19 protein-coding genes are annotated in these 15,083 nt (G+C 74.0%); 10 read left to right on the top strand and 9 right to left on the bottom strand.

What is annotated here, in order from left to right:
- Positions 1–69: 69 nt before the first annotated feature.
- On the bottom strand, positions 70–606 hold the full coding sequence (locus tag ACGFMK_RS15560; protein WP_392762696.1) for a TetR/AcrR family transcriptional regulator: 537 nt from the start codon (positions 604–606) through the stop codon (positions 70–72).
- 81 nt (positions 607–687) lie between these two features.
- On the opposite strand from ACGFMK_RS15560, the gene ACGFMK_RS15555 reads away from it, so the two are divergent.
- Positions 688–1,092: an ester cyclase gene (locus ACGFMK_RS15555; protein WP_392762694.1), complete on the top strand. Its 405-nt coding sequence runs from the start codon at positions 688–690 to the stop codon at positions 1,090–1,092.
- Between the two features lie 216 nt (positions 1,093–1,308).
- On the opposite strand, the gene ACGFMK_RS15550 is transcribed toward ACGFMK_RS15555, so the two are convergent.
- The 5 genes from ACGFMK_RS15550 to ACGFMK_RS15530 form a co-directional block, all read right to left on the bottom strand.
- Positions 1,309–2,697: a sensor histidine kinase gene (locus ACGFMK_RS15550; protein WP_392762691.1), complete on the bottom strand. Its 1,389-nt coding sequence runs from the start codon at positions 2,695–2,697 to the stop codon at positions 1,309–1,311.
- The gene (locus ACGFMK_RS15545) at positions 2,694–3,380 is read right to left on the bottom strand and encodes a response regulator (RefSeq protein ID WP_392762689.1); all 687 of its coding nucleotides are present in this window, start codon (positions 3,378–3,380) and stop codon (positions 2,694–2,696) included. The genes ACGFMK_RS15550 and ACGFMK_RS15545 overlap by 4 nt, the downstream gene beginning before the upstream one ends.
- Before the next feature lie 45 nt (positions 3,381–3,425).
- A complete protein-coding gene (locus tag ACGFMK_RS15540; RefSeq protein WP_392762687.1) occupies positions 3,426–3,620 on the bottom strand; it encodes a hypothetical protein in 195 nt (64 codons plus the stop codon).
- Complete coding sequence (locus ACGFMK_RS15535; protein ID WP_323331493.1) at positions 3,617–4,039, bottom strand: hypothetical protein; 423 nt, start codon at positions 4,037–4,039, stop codon at positions 3,617–3,619. The genes ACGFMK_RS15540 and ACGFMK_RS15535 overlap by 4 nt, the downstream gene beginning before the upstream one ends.
- Before the next feature lie 93 nt (positions 4,040–4,132).
- Complete coding sequence (locus tag ACGFMK_RS15530; protein WP_392762684.1) at positions 4,133–4,660, bottom strand: TetR/AcrR family transcriptional regulator; 528 nt, start codon at positions 4,658–4,660, stop codon at positions 4,133–4,135.
- 23 nt (positions 4,661–4,683) lie between these two features.
- On the opposite strand from ACGFMK_RS15530, the gene ACGFMK_RS15525 reads away from it, so the two are divergent.
- The 4 genes from ACGFMK_RS15525 to ACGFMK_RS15510 all read left to right on the top strand — a co-directional run bounded on the left by ACGFMK_RS15525 (position 4,684) and on the right by ACGFMK_RS15510 (position 6,997).
- A complete protein-coding gene (locus ACGFMK_RS15525) occupies positions 4,684–5,124 on the top strand; it encodes an SRPBCC family protein (RefSeq protein WP_392762682.1) in 441 nt (146 codons plus the stop codon).
- Between the two features lie 66 nt (positions 5,125–5,190).
- Positions 5,191–5,766 carry a TetR/AcrR family transcriptional regulator gene (locus tag ACGFMK_RS15520; RefSeq protein ID WP_392762862.1) on the top strand — a complete coding sequence of 192 codons (576 nt, stop codon included), beginning with the start codon at positions 5,191–5,193 and terminating at the stop codon, positions 5,764–5,766.
- A 40-nt stretch (positions 5,767–5,806) separates the two neighbouring features.
- Positions 5,807–6,178, top strand: a complete 372-nt coding sequence (locus tag ACGFMK_RS15515; protein ID WP_392762680.1) for a winged helix-turn-helix transcriptional regulator — start codon at positions 5,807–5,809, stop codon at positions 6,176–6,178.
- 99 nt (positions 6,179–6,277) lie between these two features.
- Entirely contained in the window at positions 6,278–6,997 is a 720-nt protein-coding gene (locus tag ACGFMK_RS15510) for a M50 family metallopeptidase (protein ID WP_392762677.1), read from the top strand.
- Between the two features lie 86 nt (positions 6,998–7,083).
- Here ACGFMK_RS15510 and ACGFMK_RS15505 read toward each other — a convergent pair whose 3' ends face one another.
- On the bottom strand, positions 7,084–7,734 hold the full coding sequence (locus ACGFMK_RS15505; RefSeq protein ID WP_392762676.1) for a response regulator: 651 nt from the start codon (positions 7,732–7,734) through the stop codon (positions 7,084–7,086).
- Positions 7,709–8,944, bottom strand: coding sequence for a sensor histidine kinase (locus ACGFMK_RS15500; RefSeq protein WP_392762673.1), 1,236 nt, complete (start codon positions 8,942–8,944; stop codon positions 7,709–7,711). Before ACGFMK_RS15500 ends, ACGFMK_RS15505 begins: the two co-directional genes overlap by 26 nt.
- 166 nt (positions 8,945–9,110) lie before the next feature.
- Here ACGFMK_RS15500 and ACGFMK_RS15495 point away from each other — a divergent pair, with 166 nt between their 5' ends.
- From ACGFMK_RS15495 to ACGFMK_RS15475, 5 genes are all read left to right on the top strand, one after another.
- Entirely contained in the window at positions 9,111–10,562 is a 1,452-nt protein-coding gene (locus ACGFMK_RS15495; protein WP_392762670.1) for an ArnT family glycosyltransferase, read from the top strand.
- 10 nt (positions 10,563–10,572) lie between these two features.
- Positions 10,573–11,238, top strand: a complete 666-nt coding sequence (locus ACGFMK_RS15490) for a GPP34 family phosphoprotein (RefSeq protein ID WP_392762667.1) — start codon at positions 10,573–10,575, stop codon at positions 11,236–11,238.
- Positions 11,239–11,466: 228 nt separating this feature from the next.
- On the top strand, positions 11,467–12,231 hold the full coding sequence (locus ACGFMK_RS15485) for an isocitrate lyase/phosphoenolpyruvate mutase family protein (RefSeq protein ID WP_392762665.1): 765 nt from the start codon (positions 11,467–11,469) through the stop codon (positions 12,229–12,231).
- A gap of 31 nt (positions 12,232–12,262) precedes the next feature.
- Positions 12,263–13,273 (top strand): aminotransferase class V-fold PLP-dependent enzyme, encoded by a 1,011-nt coding sequence (locus ACGFMK_RS15480; protein WP_392762662.1) that lies wholly within the window; start codon positions 12,263–12,265, stop codon positions 13,271–13,273.
- A gap of 112 nt (positions 13,274–13,385) precedes the next feature.
- Complete coding sequence (locus tag ACGFMK_RS15475) at positions 13,386–13,979, top strand: hypothetical protein (protein ID WP_392762859.1); 594 nt, start codon at positions 13,386–13,388, stop codon at positions 13,977–13,979.
- Between the two features lie 65 nt (positions 13,980–14,044).
- On the opposite strand, the gene ACGFMK_RS15470 is transcribed toward ACGFMK_RS15475, so the two are convergent.
- Positions 14,045–14,986, bottom strand: coding sequence for a ferritin-like domain-containing protein (locus ACGFMK_RS15470; protein WP_392762660.1), 942 nt, complete (start codon positions 14,984–14,986; stop codon positions 14,045–14,047).
- Positions 14,987–15,083: the final 97 nt, after the last annotated feature.

Below are 15,083 nucleotides of genomic sequence, written 5' to 3'. Positions count from 1 at the left end.
GAGTGCCGGAACGGACGACACGCGTACCTGGGTGGACGACACGCGTACCTGAGTGGACGACACGTGTGTTCAGGAGGCCGACGCGCCGCGGCGGACCAGGGTGAGCAGCCGGGCGGGCTCGCCGCCGGAGAGGGCGATGCCGGTCGCGAGCAGGAGGAGGTCCCGCTCGGTGACGTCGGGGGCGACGGCGCCGGCGGCCCGGGCGCGGCCGAGCAGCGTGGCGGCGGTCGTGTTCATCGCGGCGTGCCAGCCCGCGAACAGGCTCTCGTGGTCACCCGCGGGATCGGCCAGCGACAGCGCGAGGGTGCGCTTGGTCCGGACGTGCTCGACGAACAGCCCGAGCCAGGCGAAGAGCGCTTCGCCGGCGTCGTCCGCTTCGAGGTCCGCGCGGCTTCGCAGCTCCGCGACTTCGTCGGCGTACACCGCGACGACCAGTTCGCGACGGTTCGGGAAGTGCCGGTACATCGTCGCGTTGCCGACGCCGGCGCGGCGGGCGACGCGATCGAGCGGCGCGTCCGGCCCGTCCTCGGCGAAGACCTCCTTCGCGGCGGCGAGCAGCAGCGCCTGGTTGTCCCGCGCGTCCGACCTGCGGGCCCGTGCCGCCATGCCGCTCCCTTGCCAACTGGGGATCTCCCCGGTTAGTGTAGCCGAACGCTAACTGGGGAGTTCCCCATTTAAGGAGTGAGCATGGACGCGGCCGAAGTGCACCGCCGGCTGATCGCGCTGACGCCGTTCACGGCCGAGAGCGTCGCCGAAGGCCTGCGCTACATCGACCCGGAGGTGGTCGACCACCGCGGCGGCGCGGGCGGCGACCACCACGGCATCGACGCCTGGCGCGCGAAGTGGGAAGCCATGCTGGGCGGCGAGTTCTTCGCCGACTTCCGCGACGTGGGCGTCCGGGTCGAGCGCAACGTCAGCGACGGCGAGTATTCGGTGAACCGCTACACGAGCACGGGAACGCAGATCTCGACCGGCCGCGGTTACGCCGTGACGAGCATGGACATGATCCGCGTCCGCGACGGCCGGGTCGTCGAGCACTGGGCGGTGATGGACGTGACCGACCGCGCGGCGCAGCTGGCCCCGCCGGCCTGACCGGCGCCGCGTGCTTGGACGCGCATCTCACGTGATCAGGCGCGTAACTCGCGTGATCGAGGGCGGATCTCGTGTGATCAGAGAGGCATCTCGCGTGATTGAAAGCGCCTCACGGGTGATGGGGAGGTCGACTCACGTGCTGGGAGGGTCGACTCGCGTACCTGGACAGTCGGCTTGCGTACCTGGCGGGTCGGTTCGCGTGCCTGGAGGGTCGGGTCAGGGGCGGGGTAGCGGGACGGTGGCAGTCGACGCGGCCAGGGGCAGGGTGATGGTGAAGGCCGCGCCGCCTTCGGGGGCCGGGCCCGCCGTCAGGGTCCCGCCCATGCGGGTGACCAGGCCGTGGACCAGGGCCAGGCCGATGCCCGAGCCCACCGGGCGGCGATCGCGGTAGCGGGCGTTCAGGACGCCGCGCTCGAACGCCACCGGGTAGTCCTCCGGGGCCAGGCCCGGGCCGCCGTCGCGGACCGACAGGTGGGCGTCGGAGCCGGACACCGAAAGGGCGAAGACCATGGGGGCGCCCGCGGGGGTCACCCGCAGGGCGTTCTCCGCCAAGCCGTCGACGACCTGGTGCAGGCGGCGGGCGTCGGCGATCACCGGGACCGGGGTAGCAGGCGCCGCGACGGACAGCTGGACGTTCTCCCGCGCGCACCGCAGCTGCCAGACCTCCGCGCAGTCGCGCAGCAGCGCGCCCAGGTCGAGCGTCGTGACGTCCAGGCGGAACTCGTCGGCGCCCAGCCGGGCCAGTTCCAGCAAGTCCGTGACCAGGCGTTCCAGCCGCTGGGCCTCCCGCTGGATCGTCTGCCCGGCGCGCTGGGCGTCGTCGCCCGACGCGACGCCGTCCGCGATCGCCTCGGCGAAACCCGTCACCGCCGTCAACGGCGTCCGCAGCTCGTGCGACACCGACAGCAGGAAGTCCCGCTGCCGCGCCTCGCTCACCGCCAGCGCGTCGGCCAGGGAGTTCAGCGAGCCCGCCACCTCCGCGACCTCCCGGGGACCCTCGACCGGCACCCGGACGTCCCGCCGGCCGGCCCGCAGCGAACCGGCGGCCGCGGCCGCGCGGCGCAGCGGACGGCCCAGTAGCCGCCCGGACGCGAACCCGGCGACGGCCGCCACCAGCAGCCCGATCCCCAGCGCGAACAGGATGTTCCGGACGAGCGCGCGCTGCGTCGTCTCCGCGTTGCGCGCCGGCAGGACCAGCCCGAACGCCGCGCCGCGGGTGCCGATCGGGCGCGTCTCCACCAGGTACTGCGCGCCCGCGACCACGACCCGCTCGGAGTGCCGGGCGCCGAGCCCCGCCTTCACCACCGCCTGCACGGACACCGCGTCGCCGGCCGGCTGCCCGCCCGCGCGCCGCACGACGACCGAGATGCCCTGGCCGCGCACGACGTCGGCGACCTTGCCGACGCCGAGCCGGTTGCCGATGCCGGTCTCGTCGAGCTGCGACGCCACGACGTCGGCCTGGGCCGAGAGCGACGTCTGCAGCACGTTGTCCGCCGTGGTCCGGATCAACCGGGCCGCCACGAACCCGGCCACGATCACCGCGATCCCGGCGACGGCGAGGCAGACGAGCGTGATCCGCCCGGCCAGGGTGCCGCGGTACCTCATGCCGGGTCCGCCGCGTAGCCGATGCCGCGGACCGTCCTGATCGGACTGGACGCGCCGAGTTTCGCCCGCAGCTGCGCGACGTGGACGTCCACCGTCCGCGTGCCCGCCGCCGCGGCGTACCCCCAGACGGCGCTGAGCAGCTGGTCGCGCGAAAGCACCTGCCCCGGGTGCCGGAGCAGGTGCGTGAGCAGGTCGAACTCCGTGGACGTCAGGGAAACCTCCGTCTCGCCCGCCCAGGCCCGGCGGCTGGTGAGGTCCACGCGCGCCGCGCCGACGCTGAACGCCGACGGGGCCGGCGCCGCCCCGGACGCGCGCCGCAGCACGGTCCGGACGCGGGCGGCCAGTTCGCGCGGGCTGAACGGCTTGGTCAGGTAGTCGTCGGCGCCGATCTCCAGGCCCAGCAGGCGATCCAGCTCGTCGTCGCGGGCGGTGACGAACAGCACCGGCGTCCAGTCGCCGGCCGCGCGCAGCGTCTTGCAGATCTCGATACCGTCCATTCCGGACAGTCCGATGTCGAGCACGATCGCCACCGGCTTGAGCCGCCGGACGGCGTCGAGCGCGCGGCCGCCGTCCGCCTCGACGTGCACGCCGAAGCCGTCGCGCTTGAGGTACAGCGCCGCCAGTTCGGCGATCGCGGCCTCGTCCTCGACCACGAGGACGAGGCCGCGCCCCGGTGACCCCATTCCCGCTCCCGTCTCCGCCGTCACTACCGGGGAGACGCTAGCCGGTCAGGGTGAGCCATCGCTGTTCATGTCGGACTCGACGCCGTTGAGTGTCGACTCGATGCCGCTCAGCTCGGACGACGCCGGGGAAGCCCCGCTGTCGCTGCCGGGTGAGCCCACCAGGTTGTCGCGGCAGGCCGAGCAGCCGAGCGTGATGAGCGCGGCGGCCCCGACCGCTGCCGCGATCCTCGCCGCCCTCACTTGGTCGGCGCCGGGGCGGCCGGCTTGCAGTGGGCGGACGCGAAGGCGTCGAGCTTCTGCTTCGCGGTGGTCAGCTCGCCGACCTTGCCCTGCCGCTTGGTGGCGCGCTCGTCGAGCTTGGTGGCGCGGTCGTTGTGCCCCGCCGTGCGCTGGTCCTGCGCGCGGGCCTTGAGGTTGGCGACCGAGCCGGCCACCTCCGGGCCGCCGTTGATCCGCTTCTCCAGGCTGTCGGCCCGCTTCTGCAGCTTCGGCACCCAGTCGCCGCAGACCTGCTGCGACTCCTCGGGGCTGAGCGTGATCGGCGCGACCGGCGCCGGGGACGTCGTCTGGGCCGAGGCCAGCGGCGCCAGCGCCAGCAGGCAGGCCGCGCTCCCGGCGCCCGCCAGTGCCAGCCGCCGCGTCCAGATGGGTCCTCGCATGGTGTCTCCTTCAGTGAAGGTTTCCGGTACGAGGAGAACTTTCGCGGGCGGGTGTACGGACGGCGTGCGCCGAATGTTCGGGCTGTGTAAGGGCTACTCGTACATGGCGAGGAACCGCTCCATCGCGGCGTCGACGGCCTCGCGGTCGCCGGTCGTGACCAGGTCCAGCAGCAGGCCGCGGGTGACGGCCAGGCCGAGCCGGGCGTGCGCGGCCCGGTCGGCCTCGGGGACGCCGTAGCGGGCGAGCAGGGCTTCGATCGGGCCGAGCCAGTCGTCGACGACGCCGTCCAGGAACTCGGTGGTGCCCGGGGTGCCGCCGAGGGCCTGGCCCCAGAGCTGGAAGAAGAGCTTTTCGTTGGCGCGCAGGTCCTCGTCGGTCAGCCGCCGCCAGAACTCGCGGCCCTCGCCGACGTCGGCCAGTGCCGTGCGCTGCCGGGCCTCGACCTCGCGCGCGACCGCCGTGAGCAGGCCTTCCTTCGAGCCGAAGTGGTAGATGAGCATCCGGTGGCTGGTGCCGAGGCCGGCCGCCAGGGCGCGCAGGCTCTTGCCCGCGCCGCCGTGGTGGGCGATGTGGTCGATCGCCGCGTCCAGCAGCTTGGCCCGCGGGCTTGTGTCGATCATGTACCAGATGGTACACGTACCAAATGGTACAGAGCATTTCCATCCGCGGCCGGACGTCCGCCCCGGCCGACACCGTCTACGCCCTCCTTCGCGACGGCGCGAGCTGGCCCACCTGGTCGCCGCTGGGCTCGTTCGAGCTGGTCAGCGAAGGGGACGAGGAGCGAGAGGGGCTCGGCGCGGTCCGGCTGTTCCGCACCGGCCGCACCCGCTCGTACGAGAAGATCGTCGCGCTGGAGCCCGGGCGCCGGTTCGGCTACGCGCTGGAGCACGGCCTGCCGCTGCGGGACTACGTCGCCTACGTCGACCTTTCGCCGGGTGACGGCGGCACCGACGTCCACTGGCATTCGACGTTCACCGCGAAGATCCCCGGCACCGGCTGGTTCTACCGGCGGGTCCTGGGCGGGTTCATCAAGCGGGTGGTCGCCGGGCTGGTCGCCGCGACCGAGGCACGCGTCGCCCCATAAAGTGGGCGCATGTCAGCGCCACGACGGGGATCGACCGGCCGCACCCAGGAGGAGCGCAGCGCGGCGATGCGCGTCCGGCTGCTCGACGCGACGATCGACTGCCTGGTCGAGTACGGCTACGCGGGCACGACGACCACCCGCGTCGCCGATCGCGCCGGCGTCACGCGCGGCGCGCAGGTGCACCACTTCCCGACGAAGGCCGACCTGGTCACCTCGGCGATCCGGCACCTGGCCGCGAAGCGCACCGAGGTCGCGATGGCCGAGCTGGACCGGCTGCGCGCGTCCACCGACCCGGTCGGCGACGCGCTGCAGCTGATGTGGGAGATGCACCAGGGACCGGTGTTCTCGGCGACGGTCGAGCTGTGGGTCGCCTCGCGGACCGACGCCGAGCTGCGTCGCCAGATGGCGCTGGTCGAGCCGATCGCGACGTCCAGCCTGGTCGAGTTCGGCAAGGCCCTGCTGCCCGAGCACGCGGGGCACCACGAGTTCCTGCACGCGGTGTACACCGCGATGGACGTCGTCCGCGGCATCCTCATCGCCAGCTGGGCCACCCGCGACCAGGGTGAGCTGGACGCGCGTTGGGAACGAGGGCGCCGTCACCTGCGGATCCTCTTCGCCACGCTGATGGCTCCCACCGCCTGAATCGCGTGTTACTCTCTTTGGGAAAGTGAGGAGACGCGCTGTGCACCCGGACCCGTACGACCGCGACTGCCCGACCCGCCAGCTGCTCGACCGCATCGGCGACCAGTGGACGGTCCTCATCGTCGGCGCGCTGACCGCCGGTCCGCTGCGGTTCACCGAGATCGCCCGCCGCGTGGACGGCATCTCCCAGAAGGTCCTGACGCAGACCCTGCGCAGCCTGGTCCGCGACGGCATCCTCACCCGCACGGCGTACGCGGTGATCCCGCCGAAGGTCGAGTACGAGCTGACCTCCTTGGGACGCAACCTTTCCGAGCCGCTGGAGATGCTGGACCGGTGGGCCCGGCAGCACATGACGTCGGTCCAGGACGCCCGCGACGCCTACGACGCGGAGCACACCCCCGCGTCCGCGTGAGGCTGGACAGCTCAAGGACAATCCGCCGCTGAGGTTCCGCCCGGAATCCCGCTCCGGTGACACTGTGGAGGACGGCTCCACGGCTCCGGGGAGGGACTCATGGCGTCCGCTTTCGCTGTGCTCAACGAAACCGTGCCGCCGCCGGGGTGGGCGCTCGTGGGCACGACCGCCGCGATCGCCGTCGTGGCCGTCATGATGTCCTTCGTCAGCGGCCGGCGGAATGTCGTCTACGGGGCCAACTTCCTCGGCACGCTCTTCCACGAAGGCGGCCACGCGCTGGTGAGCATCCTGACCGGCGGCGGCGTCCGCCGGATCGCGATCACCGGCGCGGAATCCGGCGGTACCTGGCAGTGGAGCCCCTCGCCGTTCGCGCGGGTGCTGGCCGTCGCCGCCGGGTACGCGATGCCCCCGCTGGCCGGCCTGGGCGCGGCGGCCCTCCTGCACCGCGGGCTGGCCCCCGCGGTGCTCGCCTTGACCCTGGCCGCGATGCTGTTCGTCCTGCTGTTCACCCGGGACGCGCTCACCTTCGTGGTGGTCCTCGTGGTGGGTGCGGTCGTGTTCGGCGCGCTGCGCTGGGCGCCGCCCTGGCTGAAGAACGGTGTCGCGTACGCCGAAGCGTGGCTGCTGCTGACCAGCGAAATCGGCGGCCTGCGCGCGCTCGTCCGCAACCGGTTCCGCGGTGGGTTCCGCGGTCAGCAGGACGACGCCGCGGCGCTCGCGGGGAGCACCGGGATTCCCGCCCTCGGGTGGATCGCCGCCTGGCTCGCCCTCATCGGCTGGGCGGTGTGGCGCGCGGTCCCGCTGCTGTGGCCGGTGTGAAATCGGCGTGAGGTGCCGCATCTTTCACGGCGAAAGTGGCGTGAGGTTCGTGTGAGGTCATCGCACTTTCCCGGCGAAAGTGCGGGTCAGCGGGCGACCAGGCCGGCTTCGTGGGCCAGCAGGCCCGCTTGGGTCCGGTTCGTGCAGTCCAGCTTCACCAGCATCCGCGACACGTAGCTCTTCACCGTCGCCTCGGCCAGGTGCAGCCGGGCCGCGATGTCCGCATTGGACAGTCCCTCGCCCAGGCAGGACAACACATCCCGCTCGCGGTCCGTGAGTCCGGACGTCCGGCGGCGGGCGTCGTCGCCGCGTTCGCGGCCGTCCGAGGACAGGGCGACCAGACGGCGGGCCGCGGACGGCGACAGGACCGTATGGCCGTCCGCCGCCACCCGGACCAGGCCGATCAAGTCCTCCGGCGGCGTCGACTTCACCAGGAAACCGGCCGCGCCCGCGCGCAGGGCGCGGATCACGTACGTGTCCGCGTCGAACGTCGTCAGCGCCACCACCGCGGGCGGGTCCGGCAGCGCCGCGATCCGCTCGATCGCGGTCAGGCCGTCGACGCCCGGCATGCGCAGGTCCATCAGCACGACGCGCGGACGGTGCCGGACCACGGCCTCGACGGCTTCGGCGCCGTCGCCCGCCTGGGCCACGACGTCGATGTCGCCCGCCGAACCGAGGATCGTGCGCAGGTGCGCGCACACCATCGGCTCGTCATCGACCACGAGCACCGGGATCACTGTGCGTGCCTTCCGCCGTCGGTACGTAGGCGGGCAGTATCGCACCGACCCGGAACCCGCCGCCGGGTACCGGGCCCGCGTCGAACCGCCCGCCGACCAGTTCCACGCGCTGCCGCAGCCCCGCGAGCCCGGCCCCGGAGCCGCTGCCCGCCAGCGCCGGGTCGGGCCGCCGCGCGGCCGCGGTGTTGCCGACCGAGACGTCCAGGCCGCCCGGGTGGTAGCGCAGCGACACCGTGGCCGACGCGCCCGGCGCGTGCTTGCGGATGTTCGTCAGCGCCTCCTGCACCAGCCGGTACGCCGTCCGCGCGACGGTCGGTGACACCTGCGCCGGGTCGCCGTCCACCGCGAGTTCGGTGGCCACCCCGACCGAGCGCGACTCCTCGACCAGCCCCGCCGGGTCGCCGGGCTGCTCCGGGCTGAGCGTCCGCGGGCCCAGCTCGGTGCCGTTGCGCAGCACACCGACCAGGTCGCGCAGCTCGTCCAGGGCCAGCGCACCCTCGCGGCGGATGTCCTCGGCCGCCGTCTTCACCGGCTCCTCGTGCGACGTCACCCCGAGCGCCCCGGCGTGCAGCACCATCAGGCTGAGCCGGTGCGTGACGACGTCGTGCATCTCGCCCGCCAGCCGCCGCCGTTCCTCCGCGCGGGCCTGCTCGGCGAGCAGGTGCTGCTCGCGCTCGGCGCGTTCCGCGCGGTCCCGCAGCGACCGCAGCAGCTGGCGCCGCGCCTCGCCGTACAGCCCGAACATCGCCGGCAGCGTGGTGCTGAGCACGGCGAACGGCGTGGTGCTCCAGCTCGGCACCCACGGCCGCGCGGCGATCAGCGTGAGGATCCCGGCCAGCCACAGCACGCTCCGCCGGTCCAGCACCCGCGGCAGCTGCGACAGCACGACCGGGGTGATGGTCGGCACCGTCGTCAGGGCGAGCGGGCGCACCGCCACGAGCAGGCCGGGGGTGAACAGGTCGGACGCCAGCATCAGGCCGCCCGCCGCGGTGACGAACCAGGCGACCTGCCGCGGGAACCGGAACAGCAGCACCAGAGAGAAGTCGCAGACCAGCTGCAGCACCAGCCCGGCCGCCGGGCCGAGCGGCCCGGTCGTGACCTCGCCCAGCGCGTAGAGCAGGACGTTCAGCCCCGCGAACGCGAACGCCGCCAGGAACAGCCAGAAGACGTCGGAGCGGCTCGGCCACCACGGCCGCCTGGTGCTGGTCACGCGGTCACGGTAACCGCTCGCGCGGGCCGTCGCGCCGGATGCGCAACCAAAGTTGCGGGTGGGGCGCGGGTGCGCAACTTTCGTCGCCGCGACGATCTCCCTTGCCCCGTTTCGCCGGTGCCCCTCGATCCGGTGGAGTGGACGGACCACAGCGAGGGAGGCAACCGTGGTGACTGTCCAAACGCGACAGACGACGAGCGTGGCGTTCGCCCGGGGCCCGGTGGTGGCGATCGCGGGCCTCGCCGGGCTCGCGCTGCTCCTGACCAGCGGGCGCTACGCCGGCGGGTTCGACGAGCTCTACTTCCTGGTGGCCGGTCGAGATCACCTGAGCTGGGGGTATTTCGACCAGCCACCCCTCATCCCGGCGCTCGCCGCGGCGATGGACCGGCTCGCGCCGGGCTCGCTCGTCGTGCTGCGCCTGCCGATGACGCTCGCGGCGGCCGCGGGGGTGGCCGTCACGGCGCTGATCGCGCGGGAGTTCGGCGGCGGCCGCGGCGCCCAGGCGATGGCGGCGGCCTGCTACGCGACGTCCGGCATCGTCATCGTCAGCCACTGGATCGGGACCTACGTGCTGGACCCGTTCCTGTGGACGGTCGTGGCCTGGCTGCTGGTCCGCTGGACCCGCACCCGCCGCGACGGCCTGCTGGTCTGGGCCGGCGTCGTCACGGCGGTGTCGCTGGAGACGAAGTTCCTGATCCCGGCGTTGTGGGCGGCGGTGCTGCTCGCCGCGCTGGTGGTCGGGCCGCGAGACTTGCTTCGGCGCCCGAAGCTCTGGCTGGGCGCGGCGATCGCCGTCGTCGTCACGGTGCCGACACTGGTTTGGCAAGCTGCGAACGGCTGGCCCTACACCCACATGAGTGAAGTTGTCGCCGCGGAGTTCCCGGGCTACGGCCCGTGGGTGCGCGACGGGCTGCTCGGCGCCGGGATCGGGGTCGGCGTGGTGGCCCTGCTCTACGGCGTCTGGCGGCTGCTGCGGTCGGCGGAGCTGCGGCCGTACCGGTACCTCGGCGTCGCCCTGATCCTCGTGGCGCTGGCCGTGGTCGCGACGCAGGGGCGGTCGTACTACCTGATGGGCTGCTACGCCGTGCCGTTCGCGGCGGCGGCCACCGAGCTGACCCGGCGGAACCTGGCCGGCTGGTGGAAAGCCGTGGCGTGGCCCGCGTTCGTGCTCTCGGCGGTGGTCACGCTCGTCGCGCTGCCGGTGTGGCCGGCTTCGGCGCGGACGTCGTTCGGGCCGTTTTCCCTCGGCAGCGCGTTCGCCCAGGGGGAGCTGCCGCAGCAGGACCTGGCCAAGGTGATCGGGCAGACGTACGCCGCGCTGCCGCCGGCCGTCCGCGCGCGGACGGCGGTCTATTCCGAGATCTACCCGTTCGCGGCGGTGACGGAGTTCTACGGCGCGCCGTACGGCATCCACACCGTCTACAGTGGACACCGGGCCTACTGGTACTTCGGGCCGCCGCCGGACTCGGCCGACGCGGTGCTGTTCGCCGGGTTCGACCCGGGGCTGCTGCGGCCCTACTTCGCGCACGAGACCCAGGTCGTCGACGGGCTGTTGTGGGAGTACGACGGCCGGAACGCGCCCTGGGCACAGATCTGGCCCGCGCTGAAGCGGCAATGAGAGGGAGAAGATGAGCACATTGTCCTTGCCCGCCCAGGCTTACCTGCTGGCGTGCGACACCGGCCGTGACCGGCTGCCGGACCGGCACCGGGTCGCGCCGCTGGTGCGCGCGGCGGCGCTGACGGACCTGGTCCTGCGCGGCCTGGTCGCCGACGACGACGGGCGTCCCGTGGTCACCGGCCCCGGCGGCACCGGCCACCTGGTGCTCGACGACCTGCTGAGCGACCTCGCCGCGGACCCGCACCGCAAGTGGCGCGGCTGGGTCCGCCGCGACGCCCGCGCCACGCTCCAGTCCCTGGAGACCCAGCTCGACGCGGCGGGCACGATCACGCTGCGGACGTCCCGCGTGCTGGGGCTCTTCCCGCGCCGCCGCCCGGTGGTCCGCGACCGGGCCGAGGCGGCCCGGCTGCACGAGGCGGTGGCGGCCGCGCTGCGCGGCGCCGAACCGGCGTCCCAGGTCGACCCGGGGGTGGCCGCGCTGACGTCGCTGGCCGCGGCGGCCGAGCTGGGCACGGTCCTCCCGCGCCGCGACCGGCGGCAGTTCAAGGCCCGGCTCGCGGAGCTGGAGGACCGCGCGGGAGCCGCGGTTCCGGCCCTGCGCAAGGTGGTCCGGGAGCTGAAGGCGGCCCGCACCGCCGCGATCTCGGCCGCCAGCTCGGGCGGCAGCGGCGGCTGACGCCGTACCGGGCCGGACGACACGCGTACCCCGGCGGACGACACGCGTACGCAGGTGGACGACACGCGTACGCAGGTGGACGACACGCGTACGCAGGTGGACGACACGAGCGAGCAGGGAGGGTCTCGCCGTGTCGTCCTCCCGGGTACGCGTGTCGTCCGTCCAGGTACGCGTGTCGTCCGCCGGGCTTCGGCGGCGGCCGAAGTGTCGCCGCCCTACCGTCGGGCCATGGACGAATTTCGTGCACTGCACGTCCCCGGTTCTCCGTTGCTGCTGCCGAACGCGTGGGAGTTCGGCGTCGGCGCGCACCTCGTCGCGCAGGGGTTCCGCGCGCTCGGCACGACCAGCCTCGGCGTGTCGGCGGCGGCGGGGGAGGCCGACGGCGCGCCGTCGACGCGGGACGCGACCGTCGCGCTGGCCGCCCGCCTGGCCCGGCTCGACGCACTGGTCAGCGTCGACATCGCCGACGGCTTCAGCGCGGACCCGGCCGCGGTCGCCGACCTGGCCGAGGAGCTCGCCGCGGCCGGCGCGGTGGGCGTCAACCTCGAAGACGGCCGCGCCGACGGCTCCCTCGCCCCGGTCGAGGTCCAGTCCGCCCTGGTCGAGGCGGTGAAGGAGCGGACGCCCCAGCTCTTCCTCAACGCCCGCACCGACACCCACTGGGCGGGCGACCGCTCGGTGGCCGAAGCCGAGACGCGGGCGCGGGCCTACGTCGCGGCGGGCGCGGACGGCGTGTTCGTGCCCGGCCTCGCCGACCCGGCGGACGTCGAGCGGATCGTCGCGGTCGGCGTCCCGGTCAACCTGCTGTTCCTGCCCGGAAAGGTGACCCTGGCCGGGCTGGCGGAGCTGGGTGTCGCCCGGGTCAGCCTGGGCTCGCTGCCGTACCGGATGGCCCTCGCCGCGGCGGCCGGGACGGCGCTGGCCGTGCGCGACGGCCGTGACCTGCCGCTGACGCCGCCGTCGTACGCCGACGTCACGGCGTTCCTGCCCTAAACGGGTTGCGCCGGTCTGCTTGGCTCGGGGCATGCGCGCCTTCGGAGCCGACTTCGCCGTCCCGCCCGGGTACCTCAACACGCCGAGCATGGGCATCCCGCCCGCGCCGGTCGCCGCGGCCGTGGCGGAGTCGGTCGAACACTGGCGGACCGGGGCGAGCCGGCCCGGGGACTTCGACGAGTACGTCGCCCGCTCGCGGGCCGGGTTCGCCCGGCTGCTCGGGGTCGAGGCCGGGCGGGTCGCGATCGGCGCGTCCGTCTCGCAGGTGATCGCGAACGTCGCCGCCGCGCTGCCGGACGGCACCCGCGTGCTCACCGCCGAAGGCGACTTCACCAGCGTGACCTTCCCGTTCGCGGCCTGCGGGCACCGCGTCACCGAAGTTCCGCTGGACGAGCTGGCCGGGCGCGTCGAAGGGCACGACGTCGTCGCCGTCAGCGTCGTCCAGTCCGCCGACGGCCGGATCGCCGACCTCCCCTCGCTGCGGGCCGCGGCCGAGGCCGCCGGCGCGGCGGTGCTGCTCGACGCGACGCAGGCCGCCGGCTGGCTGCCGCTGGAGCTCGCCTGGGCGGACTGGGTGGTCGCGGCGGGCTACAAGTGGCTGCTCTCGCCGCGCGGCAGCGCCTGGCTGGCGGTCCGGCCGGACGCCCAGGACCGCACCCGCGCGGTCGCGGCCAACTGGTACGCGGGGGAGGACCCGTGGGCCACCGTCTACGGCCTCCCGCTGCGCCTGGCCGGCGACGCCCGCGCGTTCGACCTCTCCCCGGTCTGGCTGGCCCAGGTGGGCGCGGCCGCCGCGCTGGAGTACCTCGGCGGGCTCGACCTCGCGCAGGTCAGGGCGCACAACACCGGACTGGCCGACACGCTGCTCGAGAAGCTCGGGCTACCGCCGCGGGGCAGCGCGATCGTGTCCCTCGAGGCCGACCCGGAACGGGTGGCCGCGGCCGGGATCGTCTCCGGGGTGCGCAACGGGAAGGTGCGGGTCGGCTTCCACCTCTACAACACCGCTGACGACGTCGAACGCGTCTTACACGCATTCGAGTGAACGCCGCCGAGCGAGTGAACTACCGTATGGCGTCGTGGTTGGTGCGCATTTCACCCCAGGCCCGTCCGACACGGCCCCGCTGGGCGCGGTTCCCCCGCAGCCCCGCCCGCCCGTGCCCGGCCCACCGGCGCGTGACACCCGGACCCTGGTTCTCAGGGGCGCCGGGCTGGTCGCGATCGCCGTGATCTCGGGACTGCTCTGGTTCCTGATCCGGCACGACTCCTCGCCGGACGAGCCGACGGCGCAGCCGCCGGCCAAGAGCACCGGGCAGTACACGTTCACGCCGGTCGCCGGGCCGGTGCGGTCGACGGACTGCGCCGCGAAGTCCTACGGCAAGACCCAGGCCTTCTTCCAGGACAGCCCGTGCCAGTCGCTGGTCCGCGCGCTCTACACGACGGAGTCGGGCGGCGCGAAGGCGCTGGTGTCGGTGGTGCTGGTGGGGATGCCGGACTCGGCGAAGGCGAAGGCCCTCAAGACGCTGACCGAGCAGGACGGCACCGGCAACGTCACCGACCTGGTCAAGGACAAGACGTTCGCCGGCTCCGGCACCCCGAGCGTGAGCAGCGAGAACGCCGCGTACGCCTCCCGGGTCGAGGGCACGAACACGACGATCGTGCTGGGCGACTTCTACGACAAGCACAAGGACAAGGCCCTGCTCGACAAGATCGTCAAGGACGCCCTGCGCCTGTCCGGCGACTTCGGCTGACCTGCTCCAGACGTCCGTGAAGGCCACTCGGAGTCCCTCAACGTGGCCTTCACGGACTTACGGGGTCAGCTGGCCTGGCCGGGCATGGCGACGGCGGTGGGCTTCTCGCCCGCCTCGGAGCGCCACGGCGTCCCGCGCCGCGAAGCCGCCACCAGCGCGTGCAGGGCCGTCGTGCGCAGGCCCGCGTCGTCGGTGTGGTTGACCACGGCCAGCCACGCCGACGCGCAGTCGGCCTCGGCCGTCGCGACCACCAGCGCGGCCGACGCCGTGTCGGTCACCGGCTTCTTCGGGTTGTACGCCGCCTCCGGCGCCACCGGGGTCGCCCCGGCGGCCGCGAGCATCGTCTGCAGCAGGTCGCGCCGCTGGGTGTGCTCGGCGACGCCGCCCTTCTCCGCGTCGCCGAAGTCGGCCGGCAGGAACGCGCCGACCAGCCCGTAGACCCAGACCGCGGCGTGCTCGGCGGCGAGCGCCTGCTGCAGCGGGTCCACGGCCTCCGCGGGGACGGCGCCGGCCGGCGCGGCCGCGGCCGGGGCGTCCTCGCCCGGGCCCAGCGCCGGGGCGATGCGCTGCAGGGCCGCGCAGCCCGCGGCGATCGCCGCGACCATCCCGGCGCGGTAGCGCGGCAGGCCGCCGACGAGGTCTTCGGCCTGCTTGCGCGAGGTCGCCAGCCGCTCCTTCAGGTCGCTCAGCGACGCCGCGGCCGGCGGCGGCGCGGACGACGACGGCTTCGGCCGGTTCAGCCGGTCCACTTCGGACTTCAGCGCGGCCGCGTGCGCCGCGCGTGCGTCGGCGAGCTGGCCGGCGGCGTCGGCGTCCTTGCCCTTGGCCAGTGCCCGCGCGGCCGCGGCGTCCGCGTCGGCGGCGGCCAGGAGCGGCTGCAGGGGGTCGGGGCTTTCGTCGTAGCCGGGCCCGCAGGCGGCCAGCGGCACGGCCAAAGCGGCCAGTGAGGCCGCCGCCCCGAAGCGGAGGGCGGCACGGCGGGTCAGCTCGGTCGGTCTTCCGGTCACGTCGGCCCATCCTGCCAGGCCCCGGGGCGGGACCGCCGCTCGCGCGTCGTGACGGGGCGACCGGATAAGCTGGTCCACCACCGACCCGAACCCCACC

The sequence above is a fragment of the Amycolatopsis sp. NPDC049252 genome (assembly GCF_043197175.1).
Lineage (GTDB): Bacteria > Actinomycetota > Actinomycetes > Mycobacteriales > Pseudonocardiaceae > Amycolatopsis.
Note: the sequence above shows the minus strand (reverse complement) of the source record. Positions and strands in the feature narration are given on the sequence as shown.

Coding starts and splice junctions, on each gene's coding strand:
- ACGFMK_RS15560 (WP_392762696.1), bottom strand. CDS start 606: ATGGCGGCACGGGCCCGCAGGTCGGACGCGCGGGACAACCAGGCGCTG.
- ACGFMK_RS15555 (WP_392762694.1), top strand. CDS start 688: ATGGACGCGGCCGAAGTGCACCGCCGGCTGATCGCGCTGACGCCGTTC.
- ACGFMK_RS15550 (WP_392762691.1), bottom strand. CDS start 2,697: ATGAGGTACCGCGGCACCCTGGCCGGGCGGATCACGCTCGTCTGCCTC.
- ACGFMK_RS15545 (WP_392762689.1), bottom strand. CDS start 3,380: ATGGGGTCACCGGGGCGCGGCCTCGTCCTCGTGGTCGAGGACGAGGCC.
- ACGFMK_RS15535 (WP_323331493.1), bottom strand. CDS start 4,039: ATGCGAGGACCCATCTGGACGCGGCGGCTGGCACTGGCGGGCGCCGGG.
- ACGFMK_RS15530 (WP_392762684.1), bottom strand. CDS start 4,660: ATGATCGACACAAGCCCGCGGGCCAAGCTGCTGGACGCGGCGATCGAC.
- ACGFMK_RS15525 (WP_392762682.1), top strand. CDS start 4,684: ATGGTACAGAGCATTTCCATCCGCGGCCGGACGTCCGCCCCGGCCGAC.
- ACGFMK_RS15520 (WP_392762862.1), top strand. CDS start 5,191: ATGCGCGTCCGGCTGCTCGACGCGACGATCGACTGCCTGGTCGAGTAC.
- ACGFMK_RS15510 (WP_392762677.1), top strand. CDS start 6,278: ATGGCGTCCGCTTTCGCTGTGCTCAACGAAACCGTGCCGCCGCCGGGG.
- ACGFMK_RS15490 (WP_392762667.1), top strand. CDS start 10,573: ATGAGCACATTGTCCTTGCCCGCCCAGGCTTACCTGCTGGCGTGCGAC.
- ACGFMK_RS15485 (WP_392762665.1), top strand. CDS start 11,467: ATGGACGAATTTCGTGCACTGCACGTCCCCGGTTCTCCGTTGCTGCTG.
- ACGFMK_RS15480 (WP_392762662.1), top strand. CDS start 12,263: ATGCGCGCCTTCGGAGCCGACTTCGCCGTCCCGCCCGGGTACCTCAAC.